Raw genomic sequence first — 15,569 nt, forward strand, 5'->3', positions numbered from 1 at the left:
CGCATGGCGTTGACGGCGCGGTCGACGGCCTGGCCGCTGACCTCGGCATCCCTGGCGGACTGGCGGGCGATCTTTTCCGTCTGGGCGGCATTGTCGGCGTTCTGCTTGATGTTGGCGGCCATCTCCTCCATCGAGGCGGAGGCCTCTTCGGCGGAGGAGGCCTGTTCGGTGGCACCCTGCGAGAGCTGCTCGGACCCGGCCGATAGCTGCTGGCTGCCCGATGATACGTTGTCGGAGGCAGACAGCGCATCGGCGACGACACCACGCAGCCGCTCGATCATCGCGTTGACATGGCCAAGAAGCTCGCCGATTTCATCCCTGGTGGTGATTTTGGCGAATTCCGTCAGATCGCCCTCGGCAACCGTCTGAACCGTGTTGACGGCGCGGTTGATGCCCCTGTTGATCGAAAGAATAATCGCGATCGCCGAAACGAGCGCGATGATCGATGCCGCAGATGCTATGGCGATCAGGATGGACCGTGCGTTTGCATAATCGTTTGCAGCATCCTGGTCGGCCTGCTTCAGCCGGGCGCGTTCGGTTTCGAATATCTGGGCCAACGCACTGTCGATCTTGGCGCTCGTTTCACGCGCTGCGGTGGACGAAACGTGAAGCGCCCCGGCGCTGTCGCCGGCAAGCATCATGCTGCGAATGCGGTCGTCGGCATCACGCCAATTGGCACTAAGATCCTTGATCTGCGACCAGAGAGGCATGTCCTGATCGGTGGTATTGTCAAGGATCTTGGCGAAATCGGCGTCAAAGGTCGTGCGTGCGGCATCGCTCTTTGCGATATAGTTCTTGGTCTCGTCGACCGAACCGGACGACAGCATATTTTTCTGCTGCCTCAGCTGTTGGAGAACGGCGATATCCAGATTCTGGGCCAGCCGGAGACGTTCCGCGGGTCCTGACAGAGTATCAGACCAGTTATTGTTGACCTGGCCGAGGGTTGTGATGCTGTAGATGGCCGTGCCAACAAGCATGGCGATCACGACAGCAAAGGTTAGAAGCAGCTTGAGCTTTATCGTAAACCGCATTTGTTAGCTTCCTTGTTCCACAAATTATGCCGTTGCTCTGACCGCACTTGCCCGCTGCGAAGAGAAGATCGCCTGCAAGTTCGGGATGATGATGAATTCGCGTTCGCGCTTTACGAGGGCGTGGATGTAATCGGCGCGCCAGCGCATGCCGACGATGGGGGGCGGCTCGCTCGCGGATAGCGATAGCTGCGTGACTTCGTGAACCTTGTCGGTGCGGATGCCGATCAGCGTCGTCTCGCCGTCGAGCTCCAACTCTGTCACCACGATGCGGCTGTCGATCGTGACATTGGCCGCTTCCATGCCGAAAGCGACACGAATGTCGGCCAGCGGGATTACCTTGCCGCGGAAATTGATGACGCTGCCGACGAAGGGCAGACTGCCGGGAACATTGGTTTCGGGCAGCAGGTCCAGAATTTCCTGTACGACGACCGCGTCGATGGCGAAGGTTTCGCCATTGAGGCTGAACGTCAGAACCGAAAGCTCTTCAGCGTCTTTCCAGACAGCGCGATAGTCGGATTTCAAACCTGTCTCACTCATCCTGCTGCCCGCAATTGCGCCTCCTGATGTTGTCCGGCTGCGATCAGATGCGCGACATCGAGGATCAGAGCCACGTTGCCGTCACCGAGGATGGTCGCGCCTGAGAAAGTCGAGACTTGGTCGTGGAGCTTCGACATCGATTTGATGACGGTCTGATGGTCGCCGATGATTTGATCGACGACGAGGCCGACCTGCTCGCTGCCGGTCGAGATGACCACGACTTTTTGATAGGGGTCCGGCTCGGTGCCGGTGCGAAACAGTTCGCGCAGGCGAAGGAAGGGCACCAGCTTGTCGCGCAGCGAGATGAAGCTGCGGCCGCGCGACCGCAGATCCTGTTCTACCGAGAGCTCGAGGCATTCCTCGACTGCGGTAAGCGGGATGACGTAGCGCCCATTGCCCACCCGCACGAGAAGCCCGTCGATGATGGCGAGCGTTAGCGGGATCCGCAATGCGATATCGGAACCCTTGCCGAATTCGCTCGTAATATCGATTGAACCGCGCAGCGTCTCGATCGTTTTCTTGACCACGTCCATGCCGACGCCGCGGCCGGAGAGGTTGGTGACTTTCTCCGCCGTGGAAAAGCCGGGCTGAAAGATGAGCTGCAGCAGGTCCTTGTCCGAAAGCTGGGCGCCGGGCTGGATGAGCCCGTTGGCCTCGGCCTTCGCACGCACCTTCTGGCGATCGATGCCGCGACCGTCATCCCTGATGGAGATCACCACTTCGCTGCCGGTCTGGTGCGCAGAGAGGATGACTCGCCCGGTCATGGGCTTGCCGGCTGCGGCACGATCGTCCGGGCCTTCCAGCCCATGATCGATGGAGTTGCGCACAAGGTGAACGAGCGGGTCGGCGAGGCGATCGATGACCGTCTTGTCGACTTCCGTAGTTTCACCCTCGGTGACAAGCTCGATATCCTTGCCGGTCTCGCGTGCGAGATCGTGGACCAGGCGGCGGAAGCGGCTGAAGAGGCTTGCGACCGGCATCATGCGCAGGACCATCATCGTGTCCCGCAGCTCGCCGGCCAGACGCTCGATCTCTTCCGAGACCGAGCGAAGGCCGAGGTCGGCGGCCGAATTTGCCATCTGGCTGAGGCGTGACTGGGCAATCACCAGCTCGCCGACCCGGTCCATCATCTCGTCGAGACGCAATGCGGGAATGCGGACATTGTCCGCCTGCTTTTGCGACTTTGTATCGGCAGGCTGAACCTTGCCTGCCTCCGTCGGCGGGATTGCGGCTTTGGGTGGCTCGCTCGCCGGCGACTGTCGTGGGCTCAGGGCGGCGGGCGTGGGATTGGGTTGTTTTGGAGCCGAATGCTCCTTGAGCTCCATCGTCATCTCGTCCATCACGAAGATGAAGACGTCTTCGATCTCGGAGCGCGGCTTTTCGGTTGTCAGATGAATCGTCCAACCGATGTGGAGATCGCGCGGATCGAGGTCTTGAAGCGGCGGAATGGCCCCGATATCAGCCTCGATCCGGCACTCCCCGAGCTCGCGTAACTCGTCCAGAAGACCGAGCGGATTGGTGCCGTTGGCCATGGAGTTGGCTGGGAGGCTGAATTTCAGCTGCCATGCCTTGGCCTCGCCGGCGATGGAGGCAGAGCTGATCGAGGTCGAGGGCGGCGGCGTGATAACGGGCGCTGCGGGCGCATTTTGCGAGGCAGTGGCGCCAACTGCATTACGCAGGTTCTCCAACAGAACGGAGCTCATGGCTTCATGATCGCCGTTCGGATTTTCCAAGAGCGCCTGCATGTGGCCCTGCGCGTCGAGAACGGCGCCCACCAACTCCTTGGTGGCCGCAGCCTCGCCCCTGCGAACCCGGTCGAAGGCCGTTTCGCAATGATGGGTGAAGGCGGCCAGTTGATCGAAGCCGAACATGGAGCCCGATCCTTTCAGGGTGTGAAGCCCCCTGAAGACCGAATCGATCTGAGCCCTGTCGCTCAAGTCGCGCATCAGATCGAGAAGTCCGGCCTCGATCAGTTCGAGCTGTTCGGCGGCCTCTGTCCTGAAGACGGCGATCGGATCGAGATCGTTCATCTGCCCAGCACCTTGCGCGCGATCTTGACGAGGGTATCGGGCTCGAAAGGCTTGGTCAGCCAGCCTGTCGCGCCGGCAGCTTTTGCCTGCTGTTTCAGGTCGCCGTCCGACTCGGTGGTCAGGAAGATCACCGGCGTTCCCATATAGGCCGGCAATTGCCGCAGGCCGCGGATCATGGTCAGCCCGTCCATATTGGGCATGTTGAGATCGGTGACGATCAGATCGAAATTGCCAGCCTTCAGCTTGTTGAGGCCGTCGGCGCCATCGACCGCTTCGGTGACCGAATATCCGGCGCCAGTGAGTGCAATGCGCGTGGTCAGCCGAATGCTGGCGGAATCATCGACGGTGAGAATATTGGCGCTCATGCTGCTTTTCCTTCTAGCCAGAAACTGTCTTGTTGCCGGTCCCCGCAAAGGAGACCCGCGCGCTGCAGGACGGCCAGAAAATTGCCGTCTGCCGGCTTGTTCAAAGCGATCGTCACACCCGCCCGCTCGGCCGTGTGTCGGGCGGAAAGAAGTAGTTGCGGCAGGGTGAGATCGATGTCCGCGTTGCCATCTATGTCGATGATCAGGGACCGGCTAAGCGATGCCGATTCCTGAAGGTAGACCTGGACGATGTCCCTTGCGTTTGTGATCGTCTTGATGGTCAGTGGACCGCGAAGATGCAGTATTTCCATTTGTCCGCTCATGCCGAACCTCGGGATAGTTGAAATGTGGGCGCGGTTTTCGACGTCTGCTGCGGCGTCACGGGATCGCCGTCGGACAGCTGCAGCTCGAAAAGACCCTTTATATCCGCCCAGCGGCGGCAGAAGGCCGCGACACAGGCGGGATCGAAATGCGTTCCGCTGCTGTTGACAATCTCGCGGAACGCTTCCGCGATCGGCCAGGCGGGCTTGTAGGAGCGCTTGGAGCAGAGTGCGTCGAAGACGTCGGCTATGGCGACGATACGGGCCTCAAGCGGGATGGAGGATCCTGAGATTCCCTTGGGATATCCGGTCCCATCCCATTTCTCGTGGTGGCTTTCGGCAATCCTTTGGGCGGTCTGGATCAATTCGCTTGAGCTGTCGTTCAATATCTCGCTGCCGAATTCGGCATGCCGCTGCATTTGGCGGCGCTCCTCGGCGCTCAAGGGCCCGGGCTTTGAGAGAATGGCGTCCGGCAAGCCGATCTTGCCGACATCGTGCAGGGCGCTGCCAAGAAAGATCATGCGGGATTGGCGTGCGCCCACACCAAGTTCCTCGGCGATCATCCGCGCGACGATGGCGACCCGGTCCAGATGGTCCGCCGTCTCGCCGTGGCGGGCGGCGATCGCCTTGGAGAGGCGCCAGATGATTTCCTCCTCGTGCCGCTCTACCGTCTTCATCGCTGCGTCGAAATCGCGCTGCAGGCTTGCCGCCTTGGCTGCGAGTGCCAGCCGCTCCTCTCCGATGCTGAGAATGTTGCGAACGCGTATCGTCAGCTCCGTCTCGTCGATCGGCTTGGTGAGGAATTCGGTGGCGCCTGCCTGCATCGCAGCCAGCTTGATGTCAGTCTCCTTGCGGGATGTGATCATGATAGCGGGAACGTGGGCCGTAAGCGCATTCCTACGGACATGGGTGATTACTTCGATACCGTTCATGTCCGGCATCATATAGTCCACGAGAATGAGGTCGGGCGTTTGGTCATCAAGCCGCTTGAGAGCCTCTCTCGGCTGCAAGAACGACAGGACCTCGCTGCCTCTGATCGCTTCGACCGCTTGGCAAAGCTTGGCGACAACGGAAGGACTGTCGTCTATTACGAAGATGCGCATAGTGACCCCGCTAAGCGTCCGCGTTGTCACGCGCGGATCCGCTCACGATTATCGGCTTGGATGTTTGGATGACCTTTCGGATGAAAGGGCCGCGTCACAATGATTGTGAATCTTGGCTCAGGTAACGAAATCGTTAAATGGCTAACGGTGCGTTAAACTCGGCTTCAACCAGTGCGCGACTTTGCAATTAACTGCGATAAAGTGATAGCGTTGCGTTTTTCTGATATAAAATGCACGCTGGAGTATCAACGATGACGACCAGTGCGTGTTGAAGACGGCGAAACGCCATATAGGGCGCGATAGCGCGCAGCAAAATATCCCATGTGACTGAAGCCCCAGCGAGCAGCAATATCGGATATGTTCTCGTCTGCATTGCCATGAAGCAGATCATGGTGGATTTGCTGCAACCGCAATCGCTGCACATAGCTCAAGGGGTTCATGCCCAGGTTCTGCCGAAAGGACATCTGCAGTCCGCGGACGCTTTGTCCGGCGTTCCTTGCGATGTCAAGAACGGTGAACTCTTCCCCCAGGTGCGCCCGGATCCAATCCAGCGCCCGCTTCAAATTGCGAGGGCGCGCCGTCTGTGGCGTGGCTTTTGCCGCCGATCTTGGCCATGACTGCACGAAAGTGGCAACAATCGCCTCCTTGAAGAGGGAGGCACCAAGCGGCGAGCCGGCAAAGAGATGATCATCCGGCTCCAGAAGCAGGTCTGCCATTCGATAGAGCGTTCGCACACCTTTGTCGGCGATGTCGGCCATTCTGTCGAAACGTCCGAAGAACAACTCAGGATCTTCGTCCGTCACATCTATCAGCGGCAGGCAGAGCGCGCGTGGTATTGCAAGTGCGATCTTGCGGGCGTCGCGCGAGGCTCTGAGCCTTATGAAGCCGTGAGACAGCAACATGAACGTCGTTCCGGCCGTTGCCGTGAACTCCTGATCCTCCGTTTCAACCTGAAATGTGCCGCTCTCGACGAAGTGCAGTTCTATGCGGTCGCTGTGACGAAGCAGATAACGGATTTCATAACCCGTTTCGGAAAATATCTTCCAAGCCGTCATCTTCCGAATCATCGCGAGCGTCACGTCGATGTGAAAATCCGATGCTTCCGATCCCCGGTTCAGGGAAACCGATATGTTGGTTGCCCTCAGGCTTTCCTGTAGCTCCGCAGGCTCGCAGGACGACCATGCATATTTGTCGACGGCAACATTCATCTTCGTTCAATCAGCTTCGACGGGCTTGTTTGCGGGTAAATCGCAATCGGCACCGATGGCCTGAAAAAGGTACTGGCGCTCTCGAGGTAATGTCTACTCCCCGGGTCTTGCCCAAAGCTTTAGCGCTCTCAGTTCGAAAGCTGAGGTTGCTGATCGGCCCATTTCACACGTCATGTTAACTCCGTATTTCTTTGTACGCTTTAGGTTGCGGTAAGCGGTCTTAGGCGGAGTCCAAAAGAATTATGGTGCATGCAGCGACAAGCCGGCAATTTACTCTTCCCGAGGATGATGTCATCGGTCGGTTGGAAGGCGCTCGGCTGCAGATCGAGCAGCGTTTTCTGGACGGCGGCGCCGTCCTTCTCACGGTGACAGAAGTTCTGGCCAAGCTGGTCAATCTGCTGGAAGATATCGGCGGCTCGCTGAAGGAGGAAAACGCAGCCGAAGCGACCGCCCGGCTGCTTCAGACAGTCGATCTGCTCAACAAGTTGCCGCCCGCGGAAGTTCGTCGTCAGGAGTGCGTGGTCTCTATTGGTCAAACCGGGCGGCTTCTCGCCACGCAGGTCCTCTCCATGGAAGAAACCCTGCGGTACCTCAGAACCTTTGCTGCGACAGCGAAAATTGCGGGCGCGCGAATTCCGGATTTCTCCAGTTTTGCCAGCGAGATCGTCGAACGCATCGAGTTCGCCACCGGCGAGGTCAAAGCACTTTCGGGGCAGATCCGCGTGCTTGAAAACGGGATAAAATCAGCGGCGGCAAGCGAGGACGGCTCGCTCGGACAATATCTGGATGACATACCGTCCATCGTCCAGCGCCTTCTGTCGAATGCACAGGAGATCCAGACCCAGCGCCGCGGTCTGTCGACATTGGCCGATACCGTTGCCGGGCTTGCGCGCCGGATTCAGAACAAGGTCGCCCACACCCTCTCCGCGATGCAGATCGGCGATATCACCCGGCAAAGGGTCGAGCATTGCCAGGCCGTCTATTCGATCACGGATGCCTATCTTGCCTCCCAGGCGTCCCTCAATCTTTCCGCGACTGATCGCAATCGCATCACGGCTCTGACGACGACCCTCGTCTTCGAGCTGCTCAGCGAGACAACAGACGGTTTCAACCGCGAGACCGCAAAAATCGTCGACAACATCCGTAGCTTCAGGGACGATATCGGCACCCTGCTCGACCTCTATCAAACCATGATGTCGCAGAGCGGGCAGGACGGGCGCAGCCCGATCAATTCGCTGCGCGGTGATCTTTCCGCCGCCCGGGCAGTCGTCGATCGCATTGATGTCGCCGCGGCCGGAGCAAATCGGCTCAGCGAAAAGACGAGCGAGATGGTCAAGGAGCTGACCACGAGCATTCTGACCATCCAGCTCGTGCGTCGGGACATCCAATACATGGCGCTCAACACCAATCTGCGCTGCGGCAAGCTTGGCGAAGAGGGGCGGGCAATCAACGTGGTCGCCGGAGAGCTGCGCTCGTTCGCATCGCTTCTCGATGAAGATGCGGAAAAAATCCTTATCGGGTTGGGCATGCTGGAGGGCCAGACTGCCGGCCTGAAGGACTGGCGGCAGAGCGATGACCAGGATAGTTCGTCGGGTTCCGGTGCGCATATCGATGCCGCTTTGCTGCACATTACCGAGGCTGGCGCATCCATGGATGTCAACGTGAAGGAGCTTCGCCGCTGTGGCGAGGATATGACCTCCAAGGTCGCCGAGGTCGTCAACAGCCTGGATTTCCGGGCGGGAATCGGCGAAACGCTCGCATCCTGCACGGAGGAAGCCGGTCGTGATTATTGCGCTGTCGAGGATTTGATCGGGCTCGAAGCGCCGCTAGCTGCCATTTCGGAGCGCATCGCGAAGATCTATACGATGGCGGCAGAACGCGAGATACATGCGAGTGTTTTTGGCGTGGCGACAGCTCCGGCCAGTCACGGACCGACGACTGGCAATGATGAGGAGTTGTTTGCAGAGGCTCTCTTCTGATCAGTGAGGTCTAAAAATCACCGAATACGTCCTGCCGCCGGTCAGGAGTTTGACGCGCTCGTCCACTTTGCCGCATAGCAGGACGATGATGTTGCGAAGAAGTAGATCCGTCACCGCTGTTGTGGTTGCCGCGCAGTCCTAGAGGGGCGCGCGCGAACCCCTGGGGGTGACGAGCGATCTTCCCGGAAGGCGATGGCGCTAGCGGGCGTAGCAGCATCGCTGCAAAGCATTCGAGATCACTATCCTCTATAGGTTGAGTTTTTTAATCGACAACTCAACCTGATCTTAAAGATTATGCCTTATAGCGTGAACCATGGAGGCAACGTCACGTCGGCATGATCTGGATTTTATCAGGGTCGCAGCATTCATGCTGCTGATCGTCTATCATGTCAGCCTGATGTATAACTCCAGGGGCTTTCTTCTGAAGGCACCGGACAGCTCTCCCATCTTTGACATCATCCATCTGTGGACCCACCCTTGGCGCATGTCGCTGCTGTTTTTGATCTCAGGCGTCGTCACGGGGATATTGCTGACACGGCAAACTCCCGAGGTGCTGAGGAAGGCGCGAACGAGGCAGTTGCTGGTTCCGCTGCTGGTTGGAATGCTGTTTCTGATCCCTCCCCAAATGTATGTCTGCCTGAATACCAGCCTGGGGGTCGACATCAGCCTCCGAGACGTCTTCTGGCACTATCTGACCCTGACGCCCATTCCGCTGCCCGACGGACGTGAGGTCAATCTCTTCTGGATGCAGCACCTGTGGTACCTCGCCTATCTCTGGACCTATACCGCAATCCTGACGCTTGTCGTATCGGCCTGGCCGAAGTTGCTGCCCCTCGCGGGGGATCGGCTGACGCCCCGGCTGGCGGGCAAGTGGATACTGATATTTCCCGCCATACTGTTCATCTTGCTCAGGCTCGCGCTGCGGCCGGCCTTCCCCCCGACACTCAATATCCTCACCGACTGGTACAGCCATAGTATCTATCTGATGTCATTTCTGCTCGGTGTCGTGATGGCCATGCGCAGCGAATGCTGGGAGGCGGTCGTCGACGCGCGAAAACCCGCCCTGATCCTGGCGCTGGGTTGTGCGGTGCTTCTGACGATGCTCTTCCCGGGCCTGCCTGCCGGCGAGCCTGACATGTGGCAGGCATTTGCGGGAAGGGTGCTTGCCGGCACGTTCCAATGGTGTGCGATCGTCGCAATTCTCGGATACGCAAAGGTCTGGCTGAATTCGGAGAACGCCGTTGTCCGCTATCTGAACAGGGCAGTGCTGACCTACTACGTGCTTCACCAGACGGTCATGTTGGTTATTGCCTACTGGTTGCGTGAGTTTGGGTTGATGTCCGCCTCGTCTTTCATCCCGATCGTGGTTGCGACGCTCGCCGTCTGTGCGTTGTGTTACGAACTGAAACGACGCCTGGAAATCTCCTGGAAAGCCAGGATCCGCGCTGGCATTGCCTGACGTATGGATATCTCGATGTTCACCCGGCATGGGCTCCCTGGAGCAATCTCTCTGCTTCAGGGTTAAGAGGGCGTCCGGTGCGCCGACAATCGGCCCCGGCTTTCACGATATCCACTCGCCGCACATTCCCGAGGTCGAGAAGATGACCGATCTTCTGTCGTTGTCGCGAAAACGTCTTCGGGACTTAGCCGCAGGCCTTATCAACATCTTAAATGAAGGATCGGTGACGGAACCTGTTGACGCAAATTTAACCTCGTCTACTATATCTAGTGTTCGAGGTTCCTTCGATTCGCAAGGATTGGAGGCTAAGATGGGAATACGGTCGCCGAGCATGATGCTCGTCAAGCCGTAGCTGCCCCCGCAACTGTGAGCGGCGAGTATTGTTCTGCATGTGCCACTGAGGAATATATGCCTCGGGAAGGCATGAGCAAATACTTCGACCCGCAAGCCAGGAGACCTGCCTCGAGCAATAGCGTCCACGGGCGGGGTGTCCGGATGGCGAGCGATGGTTTGCGGCAGCTCGCCGTTGCCGTCGCTTTCCTCGAATGGCCCGCAAAGGTTACTTCGAGGTGTGAAGTCCATGTCTTTGAGTATCCTTATCTGCCTGCACGACTGACGGCCGCCTAAGCGTCCGGCAGTCGGTTGTGCCCGCCGCCATTTTTCAGATTGCCGAACGGGTGTCGCCCGACGCCCGGACGATCTCGCACGCCTGTCATATATACGAGGACATCCATGAGCATTACCGTCTACAGCAAGCCCGCTTGCGTCCAGTGCACCGCGACCACACGCGCCCTCGACCGCCAGGGTATCGATTACACCATCGTCGACGTGTCCACCGATACTGAAGCCTACGAGCTGGTGCAGGGTCTCGGCTATCGTCAGGTCCCGGTCGTTATCGCCGGCGAGCAGCATTGGGCTGGCTTCCGCCCCGACATGATCAGCGCGCTCGCCTGAGGAACCGGGCGGTGGGCGAGATCGTCTATTTCTCCAGCAGATCTGAGAACACCCATCGCTTCGTTGCCAAGCTTGCCTTGCCGGCCGCTCGCATTCCGCTCGGCGCGGGTGAAGAGCTGCGAGCGGCCCGTCCTTACGTTCTCATTGTCCCAACCTATTGTGGTGAAGGGGGCAAGGGTGCCGTGCCCAAGCAGGTTATCCGCTTCCTCAACGATGCGGATAACCGTTCAAACATCCGCGGGGTCATTGCCGCGGGCAACAGCAACTTCGGGGCGACCTTTGGTATCGCCGGCGACATCATCTCCACCAAATGCCAGGTGCCGTTTCTCTATCGGTTCGAGCTTTTGGGCACGGAAGAGGATGTCGTGAATGTCAGACACGGATTGGAACGATTTTGGACACGCTAAGCTCTTCTTTGTCGCGGCACGCGGCCGAAAAACCGCTTCACACTTTTTCTCATCCCGCGAGCGACCGGCCATCGAAGGTCACGGAAACGGCGTTGGACTATCACGCCCTCAACGCCATGCTGAACCTCTATGACGAGCAGGGTAGTATCCAACTCGACAAGGACCGCTTGGCGGCCAAGCAGTATTTCCTCCAGCATGTCAACCAGAATACGGTGTTCTTCCATAACCTGCGGGAGAAGCTCGATTACCTGGTGACGGAGGGCTATTACGAACGGGAGGTGCTGGACCAATATTCCTTCAACTTCGTCCGCGATCTCTTCGATCATGCCTATGCGAAGAAGTTCCGCTTTCCGACGTTCCTCGGCGCTTTCAAATATTACACCAGCTATACGCTGAAGACCTTCGACGGAAAGCGCTATCTGGAGCGCTATGAAGACCGTGTCTGCATGGTAGCCTTGGCGCTGGCGCGCGGCAGCGAGCAGCTTGCCCATGACATGGTGGACGAGATTATTTCCGGCCGCTTCCAGCCGGCGACGCCGACCTTCCTCAACGCCGGCAAGAAGCAGCGCGGCGAGCTGGTTTCCTGCTTCCTGCTGCGCGTCGAAGACAACATGGAATCGATCGGCCGCGCCATCAATTCCGCGCTGCAGCTTTCCAAGCGCGGCGGCGGCGTGGCGCTGTCGCTCACCAACATCCGCGAGGCCGGCGCGCCGATCAAGCACATCGAGAACCAGTCTTCCGGCATCATCCCGGTGATGAAGCTGCTCGAAGACTCTTTCTCCTACGCCAACCAGCTCGGAGCCAGGCAGGGCGCGGGCGCCGTATATCTCAACGCCCATCACCCTGATATCATGCGCTTCCTCGACACCAAGCGCGAGAATGCCGACGAGAAGATCCGCATCAAGACCCTGTCGCTCGGTGTCGTCATTCCCGACATCACCTTCGAGCTCGCGAAGAACAATGACGATATGTATCTGTTCTCGCCCTATGACGTGGAGCGCGTCTATGGCGTGCCTTTCACGGAAATCTCGGTGACAGAAAAGTACCGCGAGATGGTGGCAGACAGCCGCATCCGCAAGAAGAAGATCAAGGCGCGCGACTTCTTCCAGGTGATTGCCGAAATCCAGTTCGAAAGCGGCTATCCCTACATCATGTTCGAGGACACTGTGAACCGCGCGAACCCGATCGCCGGCCGCATCACCATGAGCAATCTCTGCTCGGAAATCCTGCAGGTGAGCGAAGCGAGCGAATACAGCGACGACCTTTCCTACACGCATATGGGCAAGGACATCTCCTGCAATCTCGGCTCGCTCAACATCGCAGCCGCGATGGACAGCCCCGATTTCGGCAAGACGATCGAAATGTCGATTCGCGCGCTGACGGCAGTCTCCGACATGAGCCATATCTCGTCGGTGCCTTCGATCGAAAAGGGCAATGACGACAGCCACGCCATCGGCCTCGGCCAGATGAACCTGCACGGCTATCTTGCCCGCGAGCGCATCTTCTACGGCTCCGAGGAAGGCGTCGATTTCACCAACATCTATTTCTATACCGTGACCTATCACGCCATCCGTGCCTCGAACCTCCTAGCGGTCGAGCGCGGGCAGAGCTTCAAGGGCTTCGAGAACTCGAAATACGCGTCCGGTGAGTACTTCGACAAATATACCGAGCAGGAATGGAAGCCGGCGACCGAACGCGTGGCCGAACTGTTCGAAAAGGCCGGCATCGCCATCCCGACACAGGAAGATTGGGCGAAGTTGAAGCAGTCCGTGATGAAGGGCGGCCTTTATAACCAGAACCTGCAGGCCGTGCCTCCCACAGGTTCGATCTCCTATATCAACCACTCGACTTCTTCGATCCATCCGATCGTCTCCAAGATCGAAATCCGCAAGGAAGGCAAGATCGGCCGCGTCTATTATCCGGCCGCCTTCATGACCAACGACAATCTCGATTATTATCAGGACGCCTACGAGATCGGGCCGGAAAAGATCATCGACACCTATGCGGCCGCCACCCAGCATGTCGATCAGGGCCTGTCCCTGACGCTGTTCTTCCGCGACACGGCAACCACGCGCGACATCAACAAGGCGCAGATCTACGCCTGGAAGAAGGGTATCAAGACCATCTACTACATCCGCCTTCGCCAGATGGCGCTGTCCGGCACCGAGGTGCAGGGCTGCGTTTCCTGCGCCCTTTGATTTCCGGTTTGAAAAGGACATTTCCGTGAACATGCAATTCAAGCCGGTAAGCCGTATCCGCGCCATCAACTGGAACCGTATCGAGGACGACAAGGATCTCGAGGTCTGGAACCGCCTGACCGGAAATTTCTGGTTGCCCGAAAAGGTGCCATTGTCGAACGACATCCCGTCCTGGGCAACCCTGAAGCCGGAGGAGCAGCAGCTCACCATCCGCGTCTTCACTGGCCTGACCCTGCTCGACACGATCCAGAACGGAGTAGGCTCCGTGAAGCTGATGGCCGACGCCGCCACGCCGCATGAAGAGGCGGTGCTGTCGAACATCTCCTTCATGGAGGCCGTGCACGCTCGATCCTACTCATCGATCTTCTCGACGCTCTGCTCGACGCCGGATGTCGACGATGCCTATCGCTGGTCGGAAGAGAACGAATTTCTGCAGCGCAAGTCGACGTTGATCATGGAGCAATATGCTTCCGGTGATCCGCTGAAGAAGAAGGTCGCCAGCGTCTTCCTCGAAAGTTTCCTGTTCTATTCGGGCTTCTACCTGCCGATGTTCTGGTCGAGCCGTGCCAAGCTCACCAACACCGCCGACATGATCCGCCTCATCATCCGCGATGAGGCGGTGCATGGCTATTACATCGGCTACAAGTTCCAGCGCGGGCTTGAGCGGCTGCCGGAGGAGCGCCGGCAGGAGATCAAGGACTTCGCCTTCGACCTCCTGCTCGAACTCTATGATAACGAGGCTAGGTACACCGAGTCACTCTATGACGGTGTCGGCTTGACCGAAGACGTCAAGAAGTTCCTGCACTACAACGCCAACAAGGCGCTGATGAACCTTGGCTACGAGGCGCTCTTTCCCGCGGAGGCCTGCAAGGTCAATCCGGCGATCCTCTCGGCGCTGTCGCCGAATGCCGACGAGAACCATGACTTCTTCTCCGGCTCCGGCTCGTCCTATGTGATCGGGAAGGCAGTCGCGACCGAAGATGAAGATTGGAATTTCTAGGACTGGGTGATCCGTCCGCACGGCGTCGGGGGTCGCCCTGACGCCGTGGGCCTACTCGGGCGCCGGTTTTCCGCCGGCCACGCCCGGCAAGCCGAAAGCCTGTTGGAAGTAGTTCCGAAATGCCTGCATCGCAGGCGTCAAGGCGTTACCCGCACGCCATGCAAGTCCCACGTCCATGGCCGGTACGGTTTCCTGGATGTTGATCGTCTCGATGCGGCGGCCTTCGAGCGACCACGGCCGATATACCATGTCGGAGAGGATGGCGACGCCCTGGTTGTTCGCGACCATGGACCGAACGGCTTCCACCGATGAAGTGCGAAGCGTTACATTCGGTTGGTAGGGGGTCTTGCTCCAATATTTGAGCGATGACTGTGCGGCTTCGTCCACCGTCAGCATGATGTAGGGCTCTTGCGATATTTCCTGCAGCCCCACGCCCTTTCGCCGCAGCAGGTGATGTTGCGCCGGAACCCAGAGCCTGCGCACCGAGCTCAACAGCGTCTCTGTCGTGATCATCGGGTTGAGAATGTTCGAGGTGAGTAGGACGGAAAGGTCGTAGCGGTTGGTCAGCAAACCTTCCTCGATCGATTCCCTGTTCAGTTCATAGAGCTGCACCCGCAGTTTCGGGAAGAGCCGGCGTATCCGCTCGATGTGCATCGGCAGGAAATAGCCGATCACCGTGTAGGTGGCCGCGACGACCAGTTCGCCCTCGACATCGGTGTTGATGAAGTTGAGTTGCATCGCCTCGTCGATCTTGGCCAGGATCTCGTAGGCATGCGACAGGAACTGCCGTCCTGACGAGGTCAATTCCATCCCCTGCGCCGTGCGGGCGAAGAGCGGAACGCCGACGATCTGCTCGAGTTCCTTGATGGCCGCGGTTATGGCGGATTGAGAAATATTCTGGCTGATCGCCGCCTGGGAAACCTGCCCATATTCCGCGGTCGCGACGAAATAGCGAAGCTGGCGAATGCTGAGAGCCAC

At 58.7% G+C, this 15,569-nt stretch carries 14 protein-coding genes and 1 riboswitch; of the genes, 6 read left to right on the forward strand and 8 right to left on the reverse strand.

What is annotated here, in order from left to right; genetic code table 11:
• The 7 genes from FHT28_RS07285 to FHT28_RS07315 form a co-directional block, all read right to left on the reverse strand.
• On the reverse strand, positions 1-1,031 hold a 1,031-nt coding region (locus tag FHT28_RS07285; protein WP_168595866.1), incomplete at its 3' end, for a HAMP domain-containing protein.
• 24 nt (positions 1,032-1,055) lie between these two features.
• Entirely contained in the window at positions 1,056-1,568 is a 513-nt protein-coding gene (locus tag FHT28_RS07290; protein ID WP_037191739.1) for a chemotaxis protein CheW, read from the reverse strand.
• Positions 1,565-3,598: a chemotaxis protein CheA gene (locus FHT28_RS07295; protein ID WP_168595867.1), complete on the reverse strand. Its 2,034-nt coding sequence runs from the start codon at positions 3,596-3,598 to the stop codon at positions 1,565-1,567. Before FHT28_RS07295 ends, FHT28_RS07290 begins: the two co-directional genes overlap by 4 nt.
• Positions 3,595-3,963, reverse strand: a complete 369-nt coding sequence (locus FHT28_RS07300; protein WP_034509986.1) for a response regulator — start codon at positions 3,961-3,963, stop codon at positions 3,595-3,597. Before FHT28_RS07300 ends, FHT28_RS07295 begins: the two co-directional genes overlap by 4 nt.
• Positions 3,960-4,286, reverse strand: a complete 327-nt coding sequence (locus FHT28_RS07305; RefSeq protein WP_168595868.1) for a hypothetical protein — start codon at positions 4,284-4,286, stop codon at positions 3,960-3,962. The genes FHT28_RS07300 and FHT28_RS07305 overlap by 4 nt, the downstream gene beginning before the upstream one ends.
• Positions 4,283-5,386 carry an HD domain-containing phosphohydrolase gene (locus tag FHT28_RS07310; protein WP_047555458.1) on the reverse strand — a complete coding sequence of 368 codons (1,104 nt, stop codon included), beginning with the start codon at positions 5,384-5,386 and terminating at the stop codon, positions 4,283-4,285. Before FHT28_RS07310 ends, FHT28_RS07305 begins: the two co-directional genes overlap by 4 nt.
• Positions 5,387-5,631: 245 nt before the next feature.
• Positions 5,632-6,594: an AraC family transcriptional regulator gene (locus tag FHT28_RS07315; RefSeq protein WP_168595869.1), complete on the reverse strand. Its 963-nt coding sequence runs from the start codon at positions 6,592-6,594 to the stop codon at positions 5,632-5,634.
• Positions 6,595-6,836: 242 nt separating this feature from the next.
• Here FHT28_RS07315 and FHT28_RS07320 point away from each other — a divergent pair, with 242 nt between their 5' ends.
• From FHT28_RS07320 to nrdF, 6 genes are all read left to right on the forward strand, one after another.
• Positions 6,837-8,573 (forward strand): hypothetical protein, encoded by a 1,737-nt coding sequence (locus tag FHT28_RS07320; protein ID WP_168595870.1) that lies wholly within the window; start codon positions 6,837-6,839, stop codon positions 8,571-8,573.
• Between the two features lie 313 nt (positions 8,574-8,886).
• Positions 8,887-10,032, forward strand: coding sequence for an acyltransferase family protein (locus tag FHT28_RS07325; protein WP_168595871.1), 1,146 nt, complete (start codon positions 8,887-8,889; stop codon positions 10,030-10,032).
• 259 nt (positions 10,033-10,291) lie between these two features.
• Positions 10,292-10,512: riboswitch (cobalamin riboswitch) on the forward strand.
• Between the two features lie 252 nt (positions 10,513-10,764).
• Positions 10,765-10,986: a glutaredoxin-like protein NrdH gene (gene nrdH / locus FHT28_RS07330; protein ID WP_037191719.1), complete on the forward strand. Its 222-nt coding sequence runs from the start codon at positions 10,765-10,767 to the stop codon at positions 10,984-10,986.
• A gap of 11 nt (positions 10,987-10,997) precedes the next feature.
• Positions 10,998-11,393, forward strand: coding sequence for a class Ib ribonucleoside-diphosphate reductase assembly flavoprotein NrdI (gene nrdI, locus FHT28_RS07335; protein WP_168595872.1), 396 nt, complete (start codon positions 10,998-11,000; stop codon positions 11,391-11,393).
• Complete coding sequence (gene nrdE, locus FHT28_RS07340; protein ID WP_168595873.1) at positions 11,381-13,591, forward strand: class 1b ribonucleoside-diphosphate reductase subunit alpha; 2,211 nt, start codon at positions 11,381-11,383, stop codon at positions 13,589-13,591. Before nrdI ends, nrdE begins: the two co-directional genes overlap by 13 nt.
• Before the next feature lie 25 nt (positions 13,592-13,616).
• Positions 13,617-14,591, forward strand: coding sequence for a class 1b ribonucleoside-diphosphate reductase subunit beta (gene nrdF / locus FHT28_RS07345; protein WP_047555831.1), 975 nt, complete (start codon positions 13,617-13,619; stop codon positions 14,589-14,591).
• A gap of 51 nt (positions 14,592-14,642) precedes the next feature.
• Here nrdF and FHT28_RS07350 read toward each other — a convergent pair whose 3' ends face one another.
• Positions 14,643-15,569, reverse strand: a complete 927-nt coding sequence (locus FHT28_RS07350) for a LysR family transcriptional regulator (protein ID WP_037191712.1) — start codon at positions 15,567-15,569, stop codon at positions 14,643-14,645.

The sequence above is a fragment of the Rhizobium sp. SG570 genome, assembly GCF_012275345.1.
Taxonomy (GTDB): domain Bacteria; phylum Pseudomonadota; class Alphaproteobacteria; order Rhizobiales; family Rhizobiaceae; genus Rhizobium; species Rhizobium lusitanum.